Raw genomic sequence first — 16,251 nt, forward strand, 5'->3', positions numbered from 1 at the left:
TCCTTCTAATAATAAATTACTTCTGTATCTTTTGATCCTTGCTCACGTTTAATCATCGCAAAGAAATCATTTGTGTTATTTACAAAACGTACTGTAATTTCATAACTGTCGCTATCAAAGTTTTGTAGCAACTCATTGGTTGTTTGTAAAATTGCCATCAATTCTGTATAGGTTTTTGCTTGCGTTTGTACCGTGATTTGTAATTTCGTCAAACGGTCATCATCAAACTTCCCTTTTCCAATTACTCCAATATCATTTGGGACAATCATGAAGATTCCTTCTTTTACACTATTAAATTGACTACTTAATACAGGGTCAAGTTTTTCTACATCTGTACTTGGGAATAATACCCATTGTTCTTTGATGCGACTAAAACTGATACTTTCTTTTCCATATCCTTTTGCCATAAACACACCAGGTAATGAATCATCTGTCGATTGTGCTTTAAATAGCATCATACAAATTGGTGTACTGTTTCCAATGGCTGGATCTTTATGTAGATAATCAAGTAACGAAATACTTGCTTCCTCACCAATTTTATATAGTGTATCATCATCAATTGTTATTTCGTTACCTTCACCATCATAAGTGTTTGGATTTAACACAATTGCTAAGCTAATTCCTTTTACTTTTGGATCATCGCTGGCTTCTTGCACAAAATCTATTTCAAAGATATCTGCAATAAGAATTGTTTTTTCACCTACTGTGATAGTAGTTCCTGCAGTATTGATTGGCATAGTTGTACCCTTAGCAGGATTTAAACCATATGTATTTTGCTCACTTTTACGATCAAGCAAACCTTCAGTATCTTCCATAGTGATTCCAGCTTTTAAGTCATCACGAGAAATAATTTGGCCTTCCATCATATAATATGACTCTGGTGAAAAATGCTCTTTGGAATACTTCGTTAGTCCATTTCCAACTGCTTCAGCATCATACCAACCACGGTTAAAATCAACATGTGTTTTTCTTGTATCATTACTGGCTTTCGTTTTTAGTATTTTATAATCTCCAGCGACGATTGGTTCTGTAACAATTGCCTTGTCACCAGCATTTTCATCGCTTGAGCAACTAACAAGTCCCATTACCATACACAATAATACAACCAGCATTCCTGTTTTAGTTTTCTTCATATTTTGAGACCTCCGCTAAGAATGTTGCTTCATCCATAGTTTCTACACCAAGTTGTTGTGCTTTGCTTAGTTTACTACCCGCTTCTTCTCCATAGATAACCAAGTCGGTTTTCTTTGAAACACTACCTGAAACATTTGCACCATACTTTTCTAATAATGCTTTTGCTTCATTGCGGGTTAAACCAGTCAAACTACCTGTTAAAACCACGGTTTTATCACTAAACATCGTTTCGATGTTATCTATTGTATCACTATTCATGCGTAGTCCAAAACTTTTTAGACGTTCAATTAAGCGTTGATTGCTATCCTCTTTAAAGAAGTCAATCACACTCTCAGCTGAAATGTATCCAATATCATTAACTGCGATTAATTGATCGTATGTAGCAGCCATTAATTGGTCCATATCTTTAAAGTGTTGTGCAAGTACATGTGCTGCTTTTTTACCGATATGTTTGATTCCTAAACCGTATAGTAAATCATCAAGTGGTTTACTTTTACTTGTTTCAATCGCATCAAGTAATTTATCAATAGATGTTTCTTTGAATCCTTCCATTTGAATGAGTGTATCGCGATGCTCATGTAATGTATAAATGTCTTCAATTGTATCAAGTAAATGATTTTCATGGAATAAAGCAATTCTTTTATCACCAAGTGTATCAATATTCATTGCATCCCTACTTGCAAAATGCACCATACTCTCTAAAACTCGAGCTGGACAATCTACATTAATACAATAGTGATCTGCTTCTCCATCATAGCGCACTAGATGCGTATGACATACTGGACATGTCGTTGGAAATGTATATACTCCTTGGGAACCATCACGTCTTTCTGGTAAAGAACGGACAACTTCAGGAATGATATCTCCTGCTTTACGTACAACAACCATGTCGCCAATTCGTATATCTTTATGTGCGATATAATCCTCATTATGTAACTGCGCAGCTTGTACTTTCGTCCCAGCAACACGTACAACTTCTAGTACAGCATTTGGTGTGACTTTTCCCGTACGTCCTACAGTTAAGGTAATATCTGTTAATTTTGTAACAACTTCTTCTGCGGGAAATTTATATGCAATTGCCCATTTTGGTGTTTTTACTGTGTAACCTAATTGATTTTGTTTTGCTAAGGAATTCACCTTGATAACAATTCCATCAATTTCATATGGAAGTGTTGCTCTTTTTTCACTATTTGTTTCAATAAATGACCAAATTTCATCCATGTTCTTACAAATGCGATATTCTGGATTGATTTTAAAGCCGTTATGCGCAAGAAATTCAAGTGAATCACTTTGTGAATTCACTCCTTCAACATCTACAGCAAGTTGGTACCAAAATCCATCAAGTTTTCGCTGGTATACAACATTTGTATCAAGTTGACGAATTGTACCTGCTGCTGCATTACGTGGATTTGCAAACAGTTCTTCGTTTTGCTTTGCACGTTTTGCGTTTACTTGTTCAAAACTTGCTTTTGGCATGTAGATTTCTCCACGAATTTCCAATGTGTCTTTGTATGGGATTTGCATGGGTATAGAACCAATCATACGAATGTTTTCTGTTACATCTTCACCGACAACACCATCTCCTCTGGTTACTGCTTGAACAAAGATTCCATTATCGTAATGTAAAGACATAGCAAGACCATCAATTTTTAACTCCAAGACAAAATCGGTATCACCTACACTAGCATCAACACGTTTTACAAAACTTTGTAAGTCTTCATAGTTATACCCATTACCTAAAGAGTACATTTGACGAACGTGACGAACTTTACCAAATCCTTCTAGGATTTTCCCACCTACACGTTGTGTTGGCGAATTTGCATCATAATCTTCCGGATGCTCTTTTTCTAAATCTTGTAGTTCTTGCATCAAGCGATCATATTCTTGATCACTGACGCTAGGTTTATCAAGTACGTAATATTCATATCCATATGTATGAAGAAGATCACGTAATTCTTTTATTCTTTGATTCATTGTTTGTACTCCTATTTTTTATGCAACATATGATGATTTGCAGCTAGTTTTTTAATTCCAAATTTCTTGTCAAAAGCAATTTGTGCAACACCATCACTGATTTTAATAACAACACCATCTCCAAAGGCATCATGCGTAATTAAATCACCTTTGCGCAAGCTTCCTTTTCTTGTACTCTTTGGAATACTTGAAGATGAAGTGCGTGTAATTCCATCATCTTTTTTCGCTTTATATCCTTGAAAGATTTCACCTTCTTTATTTAATACGTCATCTCCAAGTTCTTTAACAAAGCGACTTGTTGTTTTCATACGACCAGTAACATAGCTTAAACCAACAGAAGTTGTAAGGAATAAACGTTTACGTGCACGTGTAAAAGCAACATATGCTAAACGACGTTCTTCTTCAAGTGCGTGCTTACCACCTTCATTTACACTACGCTCATTTGGAAAAATCCCTTCTGCTACTGAATAGACAAAGACATTATCAAATTCCAAACCTTTTGCACTATGCACACTCATCAATTGAACTGCATCACCAGCACCTTCTTCCTGGGTATCTGTATATAATGCAATCATTTGTAAGTAGTCATCTAAAGTTCCTTCAGGATTGTTTTCTTCATATGTTTCAATATCGTGAATTAACTCATTGATGTTATCTAAACGGTCCGTTTCATTTGCATCTTCCAACATTTTAAAATATCCACTTTCTTTAAGCAATTTGCGAATAATGATAGAAATCGCCATCGTTTCACTTTCTTTACGATACTTTAAAATCAGATCAACAAATGCATCGATATTTTGTTGGGTCTTTCCTTTTGCGATTGGATGTAATCGAATTGTCTCAAAATAATCAAAGTTATGTGCTTCTGCCAATACATCCATCGTTTCCATTGTCTTAGGACCTGCACCACGTTTTGGCACATTTAAAATACGTTTAATTGCAAGTTCACCCATGCTTTTATTATCGGTGATCATTAAACGCAAATAACTTAGTGCATCTTTAATTTCTGCACGTTCAAAGAACTTCACGGAACCATAAATTCGATACGGAATATTTCCATCAAGTAATACCTTTTCCAAGTTTCTAGATAAATAGTTACTACGATATAAAATCGCCATTTGATGATATGGAACACCTTCTTGGTGTAAAGAGATAATCTTTTTTGCAATCCATAAACCTTCATGTTGCTCATCTTGCGATTCATAGAAACTGATTTTGAAGTCTTCTTCATTTTCTGTGTATAAATCTTTATCAATTCGATATTCATTGTGGCGAATCAAACTGTTTGCAGCTTTTAGAATGGTCTTTGTTGAACGATAGTTTTCGTTTAATACGATACTTTTACATCCTTTAAAGTCCTTTTCAAAATTCATAATGATATCTACTTTCGCTCCACGCCATGTATAGATGGTTTGGTCAGGATCTCCTACCACACAAAGAATGCATGCTGGACCACATAAATACCGTACAATTCCATATTGAATCATATCCACGTCTTGAAACTCATCAACATGAATGTAATCATAGCGTCCTTGCCATTTTTCACGCACTTCGACATTTTCCTTAAACAATCGATATACGAAAAGTAATAAATCATCAAAATCTAGTGCTTGCATATCTTGTAGTTTCTTTTCGTAGTCTACATAAATTGTAGCTAAACGTTTTTCATGTTCATAATTTGCCATGTCATATGCTTTACCAGCACTCACAAAACTTGTTTTATTATTACTGATATATGACAATGTTTGTGCATAAGGTGCACTTTTTAATTCAATTTCATGTTTTTTATAAATATCACGTAAAATTGACTTTTGATCATCACTATCTAAGATGACAAAATTTCTCGGATAGTCAAAATAACGGATTTCTTCGCGTAAAATCCGTACACATAAACTATGAATGGTGGATAGTAAAACACCACTGTTTTTCACGCCTAGAATTCCTTCTACACGTTCTTTCATCTCATTTGCAGCTTTGTTTGTAAAGGTGATTGCAAGTATGCGATATGGTGCTACATGCTTCTCCATAATTAAATAGGCAATACGTGTTGTAATTACACGTGTCTTCCCACTTCCCGCTCCAGCAACGATTCGCAAATGTGAATCAATTGTGGTTACTGCTTCCTTTTGTTTTGCATTTAATCCATCTAATATATTCAAAGTTTTTACCTCGCTGCAAACATTATACTACAAAATCACACATCATTTTTGTTAAAACTACAAGATTTTTTATTCAATATGATATATAATCGTTACGAGGTGTGCCAGTGAAAAAAAATAAGAAAACAAGAAACATACGTTATGGTCGAATTCTTGACCTAATAAATATGATACTATTCCCTATCTTAAGTATTTTACTCGTGCTATTTATTCATAAATATAGCGACAAGTATTACTTATATGCGATAGGATTATTTGCATTTGTATTTGTAGTTATCCTTTTACTTTTTAAAATCAAAGGTAAGATTATTGAAAATATCCGTCGTGTCTTTTTATTGTTGATGGTGATTTTACTTGGACTCGCTAATTTTTATACAAAAGATATTACAAGTGGATATGAAGCATTTGCAAGTTCTATGGATAATTCGGAAACAACGATTCATTATGATGTACTTACCTTAAAAGAAAGTACAAATAACTTACAAACACTTGAAGATTTAGATGGCTATGTCATTGGATTTCCTACAAATGGTTCAACTGAAGCTACAGATAAAGCAAAAGAAACATTATCAAGTAAGCTTAGTGATTATGGAACACTAAATTACGATAACTATATGACGATGTATAGTGATTATACACAAGAATATGTTGATGCAATCGTAGTTGATCAAAGTCAAAAAGCCAATCTTCCTGAAGATTATAGAAACTTATATGAGATTAGCAATGTCGTTGATACGTATTCATTTACAATTAAAAACAATATCAAGGGTAACGATATTGATATCACAAAAGAAGTATTTACCGTTTTAGTTAGTGCAAGTGATCAAATTGAAGCACCAACAAGTCACTCACTAAGTGATACCAATATGATTTTGATTATTGATCCAGTAAATCATATTATTCAAACGATTTCGATTCCTCGTGATTCGTTTATCCCAAACCCTGCATATGGTAATGTAAGCGATAAACTTACACATACAGGAAATGATGGAGTGGAAAACACAAAAGTTGCAATTGAAAAAGCATTTGATATTAAAATTGATTTCTATGTGAAAGTGTCATTTTCTTCACTTATTGAAATTGTTGATACATTGGATGGAATTCCAGTTAATGTATTACAGCCAATCGTGGAACAAGATGAATATCGTAGTTTTGCTGAAGAGGATCTTATTTACTTAGATGCTGGACAACAAACACTAAACGGAAAACAAGCACTTGCCTATGCAAGACACCGTCATTCATACGAAAACCAAGACCTTGGACGTAATCAAGCACAAATTGAAGTTATGAAGGGATTGGTTAAACGCGTATTATCTCCTGATGGAATTACCAAAGTAGATGATGTGATGAAATTAATGAGTAACTATGTCATTATGAACTTCTCTGAAAGCCAATTAACAAGTTTTGTGAAACAACAAGTTGATAATATGCCTTCATGGGAATTCAAATCATTAAGTTTAGATAAAGGAATGCAAGGTTCTGAACCAACTGCATCTATGCCAAGTGTATATTCAAGTGTCTATTATTTATCAAAATCAGATATTGAAAAAGTAAACGCTATGTATCACCTTATGAAAGAAAGAAATCGCTTGAGTGAATTTCATTTTGATTTAGATGATATGTATAACGAATATAGTACATATGAAGAAAGTAATGATATTGTACTAGCACCATAATTCAGTAAAAACGGGATGGGTTTCCATCCTTTTTTTATACGAATCATGAAACCTCTTGCTAACGATACATTTCTTCATCACAATTTCACTTTACACTACCTGCCTTTCTATACTATAATTAGTTGAAAAAGAGGTTATTTATGAAAAAATTTATACAGTCGCGTAAGTTTGACTTTCTATTAATAATTTTACTAGGTATTGCACTTGTTTGTGCTGGATACTTTGCTTACCAAGTGCGTGTTTTACCAATGAAATACCGTATTGCGGTAATCGCAATTACAGCAATTGTATTTTTAATCTTACTTGCATTAACATTCAAACGTTTTCAAATAAAAGGAACATGGATACGACGTGTCATCGTTATTTTGATTACAATCATATATGGATTTGTTTCCTTATATGCATATAAAGGAAATCATACAATTCGCTCAATTACAGATCCTTCAAAAGATAAATACATTACGATATCGGTACTTGCAAAAGCCGATAGTGATATAAATGAATTAAAAGATCTAGAAGATGCAACTGTTGGTTTTCAAAACTCAACAGATGAAGACAATGCAAAATATGCAAAAAAAGAAATCAATGCTTCAGTAGCAAATGTTACTTATACAGATCAAAGTAACTATACAGATTTAGGTAACTCATTATTAAATGATGAAATTGATGCCTTAATCATTACAAAATCAAGCATTAGTACGGTAGAAGACCACATTGAAGGATTTACTTCAAATACAAAAGAAATCGCAACATTCCAACGTAAAGTGCAACAAACTGCATCAAAAAACTCTGGAAAAGATTTAACGAAAGAACCATTCACAATTTTATTAAGTGGTATTGATACATCAGATACTGGTGAAGCAAGTCAACGTAGTGATGTAAACATGATTCTTATTGTGAATCCAATTACAAACCACATGGAAATGGTAAGTTTCCCTCGTGATTCATATATCCCTAACCTAGCTTTAGGTGGGATTAATGATAAATTAACACACCTAGGAAACCATGGTGTTGAAAATATTATGGATTCGATTGCTGCAATTAGTGGCTTTGAAATTGATTTCTATGTACAAGTTAACTTCACATCAGTAGTTGAAATTGTAGATGCTATGGGTGGAGTTGAAGTTGATGTTGCTATGGATTTCACTGAACAAAATAGTCAACGTAGTTTTGAAGATGGTGATTTGATTGTCCTAAAGAAAGGATTACAAACACTTAATGGTGAACAAGCCTTAGCATATGCACGTAACCGTCATGATCAACCAGAAGGTGATGTTGGGCGTACAAGAGCACAACAGGATATTATTAAGGCGATGATTAGCAAATTAACGACTGCGCAAGGTGTTACAGCTGTTCCTTCCCTAATGGAAACCGCAACGAAATACATTGAAACAGATATGAGTTATGAACAACTATCAGACTTTGTGAATTATGAAATTGAGCACTTAGAACCATGGACATTTGGTAGTACATCTTTAGATAGCGGAAAAAATGACAATATCCCTATCCCATACGCTGGTGGTAGTATGCCATTATCAGTTTACATCTTATCTTTAACAGATATGGAGATGTTATATTATCGTTACCAAATGATTATTAATCCGACAAACTTCAAAGATTTCAGCTTTGATTTAGAAGATTTATATGGACAGTTACCTCCATACCAACGCCCAGCAACAGGAATGTTTGTTGGTGATGATTTCTCTAGCGAGAAAGGTGGCGGTGATTATGATACAGATTATGATGAACCTGCATATGTCCCACCTGTAGAAGAACCTACAGTACCTGAAACACCTGTTGATAATGATACAGATAACGGATCAAGTGGTGGTGATACAGGAACTGGATCTGGAAGTACTGGTGGTAGTGATACTCCTGGTAGCAATCCAGGAGATGGAACAAATCCTCCTTCTGGTGGAGAAACTCCTAGCGAGCCAGGAACAAGTGATCCAAGTACGGATCCTTCAGCTCCATCAACTGGACAATAATAAACAAAAACCAATTGGACAATGACATCCAATTGGTTTTCTTTTTTATACTTTTTTATACTTTTTTATAGTAGTAAAGCATACGCATTGCATTTAATACAGCAAGTAAGGTTACCCCAACATCTGCAAATACTCCTGCCCACATATTGGTAATACCAAATGCAGATAAGATTAATACAATGCTTTTAATTCCTAATGCCATCACAACATTTTGAATTACAATTTGTTTTGTTTTTCTAGCGATTTTCATCGTTTTTGGGATGAGTAGCAAATCATCACTCATTAAGACAATATCACTTGCCTCAATTGCTACATCACTACCTACACCACCCATTGAGATACCAACATCAGCTCTCATTAAAGCTGGTGCATCATTAATTCCATCACCAACAAAGGCAACTGCATGGTTTTCTTTATCTAAGTAAGACTCAAGAATACGAACCTTATCTTGTGGTAATAGTTCAGCATGTATATTTTCAATACCAACTTCTTTACCAATCGCATTCGCAATTTCTTTTTGGTCACCAGTTAACATAACAGTATTTGTTACTCCAAGAGTATGCATATCTGCAATTGCTTGTTTACTTGACTCTTTCACTTGGTCACCAATTACGACAGAACCTACGTATTGACCGTTATAAGCGACATAGAGCACGGTTCCTAGACTTTGGTTAGCTGTATAGCTAATTTGCTCTTTATCCATCAGCTTTTGATTACCAACGAATAGTGGCTTATCATCAAGTGAAACTGCAATACCATATCCTGCAATCTCTTGATAACTACTAAGTCGTGTTGCATCAATCGTACCTGTATATGCAGCAGCGATGCTTTTTGCAATTGGGTGATTTGAATAACTTTCTGCATAAGCAGCAAGTTCTAGTGTTTGCTCAGCTCCAGTAATACTTTCAACAGCAAATTCCCCTTTTGTAATAGTTCCTGTTTTATCCATGACAATGGTATCAACATGTTCAAGTAATTCTAAATAGTTACCACCTTTAACTAATGCACCAATGCGACTTGCACTACCAATACCTGCATAGAATCCTAACGGTACAGAAACAACAAGTGCACACGGACAAGAGATAACTAGGAATGTACATGCACGATATAACCATGTATAGAAATCACCAACAAAGATCGTTGGGATAATAACTAATAATAAAGCCAACCCAACAACGATTGGTGTATACACCTTCGCAAACTTTGTAATAAAGGTTTCTGTAGGTGCTTTTTTATTACTTGCGTGTTCTACAAGGTCTAGAATTTTAGACACTGTAGAATCTTTATAAACGCGTGTTACTTTACATGTAATTAGTCCTGATGTATTTAATGATCCAGCTAGCACTTCATCATTTTGATGTACATCTTTGAGTTTTACTTCCCCATTTAATGCACTTAAATCAAGTGATGAGCTACCATCGATTACAATTGCATCAACAGGTACTTTTTCTCCTGCTTTAATTGCAATTACATCATTAATTTTTAATGTTTTTGGATCCACTTGTTTATACGATTTATCTGGTTGTACAAGATTTGCGTACTCTGCTTGTAAATCCATCAATCCTGTAATTGACTTTCTTGTTCGGTCGACTGCTAAATCTTGGAAATACTCCCCGATATTGTAGAAGACCATAACAGCAACAGCTTCTTCATAAGATGAGACTACAAATGCTCCTAATGTTGCAATTGTCATTAAGAAATGTTCATCAAAGATTTCTCCATGTTGAATATTCTTAAAACTTTTATAAATTACATGATATCCAGCAAAGATATATGGAATCACGTAAATAAAGAATGGATGTATATTTGTAGTTTTCTCGATAATGACTCCAACAAAGAATAAGATAATACTTAAAATCAATTCGTTTCGTTCTCGATTGGACTGTTCAGGTGCTTGTTCTTCTTCACCAAGTAATTTAGCCCCTGGTTCTACTTGATCGATCAGCACATTACTACGTGTAAGGACATCGTTTTGACTTAATTTACCTTTTGGTTCAATATAGGCTAATCCATGAGTAAAGTTAATTTTTGCATGTTCAATAAAGTCTGCTTTATTTAAACGATCTTCAACTTTTTGTGCACAGTTTCCGCAATCCAGACCCGTAAGTTTAAATTTATACTTGGCATCTATATCGCCGATATCATCTTCCTCACTTGAAGAAGATGCTGCACACTGACACGATGCTTCATGATGGTGTTCATGTTCATGTGTTTCGTGTGATTCTTTTGTAATGCTTGTATCATGATTGCAACAAGATCCATCTGGCTTGTGATCATGATGATGTACATGTAAATGTTTCATAATTCTACTCCTTCATATGTTCATATGCTGCATTAAAGATAAGTTCAATGTGTCGATCATCTAATGAATAAAACATGTTTTTCTTATCTCTACGCGATTTAATGATTCGATTTCTTTTTAAAATTGCAAGTTGATGTGATATTGCACTTTGCGACATTTCTAATTCATCGGCAATACATTGCACACACATCTCACCTTTGAATAAAACATGTAAAATCTTTAGTCTTGTTGCATCTGCATACATCTTAAAAAAGATAGCAAGTTCTTCTGCTTCTACAGCATCTAATTCATCGACTCTTTGAAATTGTGTATGTTGACATTCATCTGCTTTTCTATTTTCCATCTCTTACCTCATATGAACGTTTGTTCATATGTTCATTATATACTGTTTTTCAAGTATTTCAAGTATTTGCACTAAAAAAGCGAGAAATTAATCCCGCCTTTTCAAACATATAAGTTGTTCTTCTTTACGAAAGAACAGTTGATGATCATCTTTGCCATCATATGTATAGCCTTTAAGCACTCCATCCTTTAATGGTAATATTGCTTCTAAGTCAATTCCATCTTGTAGTATATGTACATATTCAACAAACATATCCATTGTACTTGCTTCTATGTATGTTGAAGTAATACTTCCCTCACCCTTTAATTGATATCCAATATACATCCGTTGTTTAGGAAAATAATACAATACTGGATAATCTAATGGAAAGGTTGTTTTACAATTTTCACATGTATGGACAAATAAGCTTCGATTTGTTACTAAAGGTACAAGATTTTCATCGATTTCATGATTGATGATCGTATCACGCTTTATGTAAAATTCCTGTTTACATGTAGGACATACAAGTTGAAACAGTTTTTCTTGCACTATTTTTTTCCTAATAGTCTAAACATGTTTTTCTTATATACTTCAACCCCTGGTTGATCAAATGGGTTTTCATCTAACATCAACACAGACATTGCAACTGCTCTAAAGAAGAAGTATACAAGGTATCCAAATGAGTGTGAACTCATATCTTCAACTTCGATTAATAAGTTAGGAACATTTCCTTCAACTTCGTGTGCTTCAAGTGTACCTTGCATTGCCATTTTATTTACCCAATCAAGAGATTTTCCAGCAAGATAGTTCATGTTATCTAAGTTATCTGCATCTTCAGGGAAAATAACATCTTCAGTTGGATTTTTAAATAAAACTAATGTTTCAAATACAATCTTCAATCCATCTTGAACAAATTGCCCCATTGAGTGTAAATCTGTTGAGAATGTTCCAGCAGCTGGGAAAATACCTTTTCCGTTCTTGCCTTCTGATTCACCGAACAGTTGTTTCCACCATTCAGCTAACATCGTTGTTTGTAAGTCGTAAGTAATAAACATTTCGACATTTTTACCTTGGTTTTGTAGAATACGACGAGCTACTGCATACGCATATGCAGGATTCTTTGATAAATCTGCTGTATCAAAGTCATTAAATGCATCAGTTACCCCTTGCATTAATGCATCGATATCAATTCCAGCAACAGCAATTGGTAATAATCCAACAGGTGTAATTACTGAGAAACGTCCTCCGATATCATTAGGAATTACGTATTTCGTGTAACCTTCTTTTGTTGCTAAATCAAATAGTGTACCTTTTGTTCCATCTGTTGTCGCAATGATACGTTTTTTTGCTTCATCTTTTCCGTATTTCTTTTCGATAAATTGTTTAAATAAACGGAACGCTAATGATGTTTCAGTTGTTGTTCCTGATTTAGAAATAACGTTAATCATTACTTCTTTATCAGCAATATAGTCTAACACTTGTTTTGTATATGTACTTGAGAATGTGTTTCCACAGAAAATAATTTCAGGTTTATATTTATCTTTACCATATAATCCGTTAATCATTTCGATTGCAGCACGTGCTCCTAAGTATGAACCACCAATACCACAAACTAAGTAAACTTCACAGTTTTCACGAACATATGCTGCATCTTTTTTGATGCGAGCGAATTCGTCTTTATCATAGTTGTTGCACCAGTCAACCCATCCTAAAAAGTCATTTCCTTTTGCTGTTTTGTTCATGATTGCATCATGAAGTTCATTCACTTGTCCTTGGTATGAAGCAATATCTTCATTTAAAAACGCGTGGTCTGTGTTTAATTTAATCATCATTTTCCTCCTGTAACGTTTCTTTGATCCAAATAGGAAGTTTTTCTTCCAATGTACGAAAACCTAATTTATGTTCCGGTAAAAGTTTTTGCACATTCGAACGACGATATCGTCCTCCTTCTTTGCGCAAAGCCTTTAAGGATAGTTTAAAATGGTGATCATCCTCTCCTAAGTCAAGAATCTTCACCTGTAGTATTTCTTCCATTTGTAAATACTGACGAATATCGTGAATATAATCGTCTGAAACTTCAGATATATGAAGTAGACCATTGTGATTGTCATCAATTCTTACAAATGCCCCATATGGTTGAATTCCTGTGATTACCCCTTCAACTACATCTCCTACTTGATACAATAGCGTTACCTCCTATGAGAAACATTATATCACAAACAACTCACAAAAAAATAAGGAATAGAAAGCAAACCTCTATTATTTTTTATAAAACATGCTATAATACATCTCAGTAGATAAAGAGGTGTATAGTATGGCAACTAAAAAAGAAGAAGAGATTATTGCTGTTATCAATAAAATGCGTCCTTACATCCAAAGAGATGGTGGAGACGTTGAATTTTCGAAATTTGAAGACGGCGTAGTATATGTCAAAATGTCAGGTGCTTGTATGGACTGTTTAGCCCTTGATGATACAATTACATTTGGTATTGAAGCAATGCTAAAAGACGAAGTTGAAGGCGTTAATGAAGTTCAAGTTGAACAAACAGAAATGCATTTCTAAGCAACCGAAAGGTTGCTTTTTTTGTACAATAAAAGAAGTCAAATGACTTCTTAAATTAAATCTAAATTTTGAATCACATTAATGTGTGCAATCACAACAAGTCGATCATCAGCTTCAAGAATATATGAAGGATCTGGTGTAATGTTTAGTTTTTCATGAAACTTACGAATTCCTAGTACATTAACACCTAGTTTGTTGCGTAAATCTAAATCAACTAATGACTTACCAACCCAGTGATTTGGTACTTTGATTTCAACGATTGAATATTCTTCATCAAGACTAATTTGATTGACGATATCATTATTGATGAGTAAGTTTGCAGTAAGTGTCCCCATCGCTTTTTCTGGGCGAATAACTTTATGTGCACCTACTTTGCGTAACACCATTTCAAAGCGTTTATTTTTTGCTTTTGCTATTACCTGAGGCACACCAAGTTCTAAACAGTTTAATAAGCTCATAACGCTTACTTCTAGTTGTGTACCAACAGCAATTACTGCTACATCGCAATCTGCTACTCCTGCAGCTGTAAGTGCATCTAAATCTGTAATATCTTCACGAATTGCAACTGAGACAATGTCTTCAAGTCGTTCAACTGCTTCCTGGTCACGATCAATTGCAATAACTTCAATTCCGTGATTACTTAACGTTTTTGCGACAGTCGATCCAAAGACACCAAGTCCTAATACTGCTACTTGTTTAATTTTCTTTTCCATATAGCTCCTATCCGATCATCAAACGCCCTTCAGCGTATTCGATATCTTTATGTTTATCTTCTCTAATAATAGAAGACAAGAATGTGATAATACCAATTCTACCTACATACATCAAAGTAATAATTATCAGTTTTCCTAAAATTGGTAAACTTGCTGTAATTCCTAAACTCAAGCCCACTGTTGCCATTGCAGATACTGCTTCAAACATAATGGCTAGTAAACTAAAATCGGTTGCTGATGATAATATCATTATCCCAGTAAAAAGAAATAAGAAATTAAGTGTGAATACATTTAGTGCACTGGCAACCGTTTGTAAGGAAAGTGTTCGATGGAAGACACTTGTTTTTGTATGTCCTCTTAAACTGCGAATAACAAAGATTGCAATAACTGCAAACGTTGTCGTTTTAATACCACCGGCAGTACCTCCAGGAGATCCTCCGATAAACATTGTCACAATCATCATAAATGCGGTTGGTTCATAGATTTTAGTATAATCAATCGTTGAAAAACCTGCCGTACGTAGTGTAACTGAGTTAAATAACGAAGCAGATATCTTTCCATCAAAACTAAGTGCTCCTAGTGTATTTGGATTGTTGTATTCATTAATGAAAATAAATAGTGCAGGCACAAAAATTAAGATAATTGTCATAATAAAAACAAGTTTTGTTTGTAGATTTAAACGCTTTATGAATTGTTTAAATGGAATATGTTGTTTTGTTAGCAAATGCATTTTATCACGAACATCAAAGTACACGATAAAACCAAGTCCCCCACTAATAATAAGTCCCATAACAACAAGATTGACTAATGGTTGACTTACATATGGTGCTAAATTGACAGTTCCTACAAGGTCAAATCCTGCATTACAGAAAGCTGAGATAGCTGTGAATATAGACCAAAATAAACCTCGTACAATTCCTTGTTCAGGAACAAACACAAATGCAAGTAGTAAAGCACCAACAAGTTCAAAACTAAATGTATATTTCACAATACGAAATAGATATGCTTTGTAGTTTACGACTTGTTTTTGACCAAGTGCTTCTCTCATTGCGACTTTGTTTTGTACTGACAAGCGATTCTTTAATCCTAAATGAATAGTTGCAACTAAAGTCATTAATCCTAAACCACCAATTTGAATGAGTAGCATAAGTACAACTTGTCCAAATACCGTTAACTGTACGGCTGGAAAATAGACAACTAAACCAGTTACACAAACTGCACTTGTTGCAGTAAAAAGTGCATCAATGAAAGTAATACTTGTACCTGGTTGATTTGCAATTGGCAGTGTTAATAAACATGCGCCTATGAAAATAACCACAAAGAAACTAATTGCAATTTTCTTTGTTGGAGATAGTCCAGACATAGTCACAATCTTATATAATTTATGTTTCATAAAATATATTATACCCCTTCCCAGTTT

13 protein-coding genes are annotated in these 16,251 nt (G+C 34.2%); 3 read left to right on the top strand and 10 right to left on the bottom strand.

Translation table 11 applies throughout. From position 1 onward, the window contains the following. Nucleotides 1-5: 5 nt before the first annotated feature. The 3 genes from EDD63_RS04050 to EDD63_RS04060 are packed head-to-tail and all read right to left on the bottom strand — an operon-like array spanning nt 6 to nt 5,267. A complete protein-coding gene (locus EDD63_RS04050; RefSeq protein WP_134168745.1) occupies nt 6-1,133 on the bottom strand; it encodes a CamS family sex pheromone protein in 1,128 nt (375 codons plus the stop codon). Beyond that, entirely contained in the window at nt 1,120-3,108 is a 1,989-nt protein-coding gene (gene ligA, locus EDD63_RS04055; protein WP_134168747.1) for an NAD-dependent DNA ligase LigA, read from the bottom strand. The genes EDD63_RS04050 and ligA overlap by 14 nt, the downstream gene beginning before the upstream one ends. A gap of 11 nt (nt 3,109-3,119) precedes the next feature. Next, nucleotides 3,120-5,267 carry an ATP-dependent helicase gene (locus EDD63_RS04060; RefSeq protein WP_134168749.1) on the bottom strand — a complete coding sequence of 716 codons (2,148 nt, stop codon included), beginning with the start codon at nt 5,265-5,267 and terminating at the stop codon, nt 3,120-3,122. Nucleotides 5,268-5,374: 107 nt separating this feature from the next. Here EDD63_RS04060 and EDD63_RS04065 point away from each other — a divergent pair, with 107 nt between their 5' ends. Then, nucleotides 5,375-6,943, top strand: a complete 1,569-nt coding sequence (locus EDD63_RS04065; protein ID WP_134168751.1) for an LCP family protein — start codon at nt 5,375-5,377, stop codon at nt 6,941-6,943. A gap of 140 nt (nt 6,944-7,083) precedes the next feature. Beyond that, the gene (locus EDD63_RS04070) at nt 7,084-8,931 is read left to right on the top strand and encodes an LCP family protein (RefSeq protein ID WP_134168753.1); all 1,848 of its coding nucleotides are present in this window, start codon (nt 7,084-7,086) and stop codon (nt 8,929-8,931) included. Between the two features lie 55 nt (nt 8,932-8,986). Here the strand turns inward: EDD63_RS04070 and EDD63_RS04075 are convergent, their stop codons facing one another. From EDD63_RS04075 to EDD63_RS04095, 5 genes are all read right to left on the bottom strand, one after another. Beyond that, nucleotides 8,987-11,233: a heavy metal translocating P-type ATPase gene (locus EDD63_RS04075; RefSeq protein WP_134168755.1), complete on the bottom strand. Its 2,247-nt coding sequence runs from the start codon at nt 11,231-11,233 to the stop codon at nt 8,987-8,989. Nucleotides 11,234-11,237: 4 nt separating this feature from the next. Further along, nucleotides 11,238-11,576: an ArsR/SmtB family transcription factor gene (locus EDD63_RS04080; RefSeq protein WP_134168757.1), complete on the bottom strand. Its 339-nt coding sequence runs from the start codon at nt 11,574-11,576 to the stop codon at nt 11,238-11,240. 87 nt (nt 11,577-11,663) lie between these two features. Further along, nucleotides 11,664-12,104, bottom strand: coding sequence for a CpXC domain-containing protein (locus tag EDD63_RS04085; RefSeq protein ID WP_166667537.1), 441 nt, complete (start codon nt 12,102-12,104; stop codon nt 11,664-11,666). After that, nucleotides 12,104-13,384, bottom strand: a complete 1,281-nt coding sequence (locus EDD63_RS04090) for a glucose-6-phosphate isomerase (protein ID WP_134168762.1) — start codon at nt 13,382-13,384, stop codon at nt 12,104-12,106. The genes EDD63_RS04085 and EDD63_RS04090 overlap by 1 nt, the downstream gene beginning before the upstream one ends. Beyond that, nucleotides 13,377-13,739 carry a CvfD/Ygs/GSP13 family RNA-binding post-transcriptional regulator gene (locus EDD63_RS04095; protein ID WP_134168764.1) on the bottom strand — a complete coding sequence of 121 codons (363 nt, stop codon included), beginning with the start codon at nt 13,737-13,739 and terminating at the stop codon, nt 13,377-13,379. Before EDD63_RS04095 ends, EDD63_RS04090 begins: the two co-directional genes overlap by 8 nt. 130 nt (nt 13,740-13,869) lie before the next feature. Between EDD63_RS04095 and EDD63_RS04100 the strand changes: the two genes are divergently transcribed. Beyond that, nucleotides 13,870-14,118, top strand: a complete 249-nt coding sequence (locus tag EDD63_RS04100; protein ID WP_134168766.1) for a NifU family protein — start codon at nt 13,870-13,872, stop codon at nt 14,116-14,118. A 50-nt stretch (nt 14,119-14,168) separates the two neighbouring features. Here EDD63_RS04100 and EDD63_RS04105 read toward each other — a convergent pair whose 3' ends face one another. Next, nucleotides 14,169-14,831, bottom strand: a complete 663-nt coding sequence (locus EDD63_RS04105; protein WP_134168768.1) for a potassium channel family protein — start codon at nt 14,829-14,831, stop codon at nt 14,169-14,171. Nucleotides 14,832-14,838: 7 nt separating this feature from the next. Further along, nucleotides 14,839-16,224: a TrkH family potassium uptake protein gene (locus tag EDD63_RS04110; RefSeq protein WP_134168770.1), complete on the bottom strand. Its 1,386-nt coding sequence runs from the start codon at nt 16,222-16,224 to the stop codon at nt 14,839-14,841. Nucleotides 16,225-16,251: the final 27 nt, after the last annotated feature.

This window comes from Breznakia blatticola (assembly GCF_004365815.1).
GTDB classification, from domain to species: Bacteria; Bacillota_I; Bacilli_A; order Erysipelotrichales; family Erysipelotrichaceae; genus Breznakia; species Breznakia blatticola.

Bases quoted from the DNA above. Each gene is read 5' to 3' on its own strand.
- EDD63_RS04050 (WP_134168745.1), bottom strand. From the start codon at position 1,133: ATGAAGAAAACTAAAACAGGAATGCTGGTTGTATTATTGTGTATGGTA.
- ligA (WP_134168747.1), bottom strand. From the start codon at position 3,108: ATGAATCAAAGAATAAAAGAATTACGTGATCTTCTTCATACATATGGA.
- EDD63_RS04070 (WP_134168753.1), top strand. From the start codon at position 7,084: ATGAAAAAATTTATACAGTCGCGTAAGTTTGACTTTCTATTAATAATT.
- EDD63_RS04075 (WP_134168755.1), bottom strand. From the start codon at position 11,233: ATGAAACATTTACATGTACATCATCATGATCACAAGCCAGATGGATCT.
- EDD63_RS04080 (WP_134168757.1), bottom strand. From the start codon at position 11,576: ATGGAAAATAGAAAAGCAGATGAATGTCAACATACACAATTTCAAAGA.
- EDD63_RS04090 (WP_134168762.1), bottom strand. From the start codon at position 13,384: ATGATTAAATTAAACACAGACCACGCGTTTTTAAATGAAGATATTGCT.
- EDD63_RS04100 (WP_134168766.1), top strand. From the start codon at position 13,870: ATGGCAACTAAAAAAGAAGAAGAGATTATTGCTGTTATCAATAAAATG.
- EDD63_RS04105 (WP_134168768.1), bottom strand. From the start codon at position 14,831: ATGGAAAAGAAAATTAAACAAGTAGCAGTATTAGGACTTGGTGTCTTT.
- EDD63_RS04110 (WP_134168770.1), bottom strand. From the start codon at position 16,224: ATGAAACATAAATTATATAAGATTGTGACTATGTCTGGACTATCTCCA.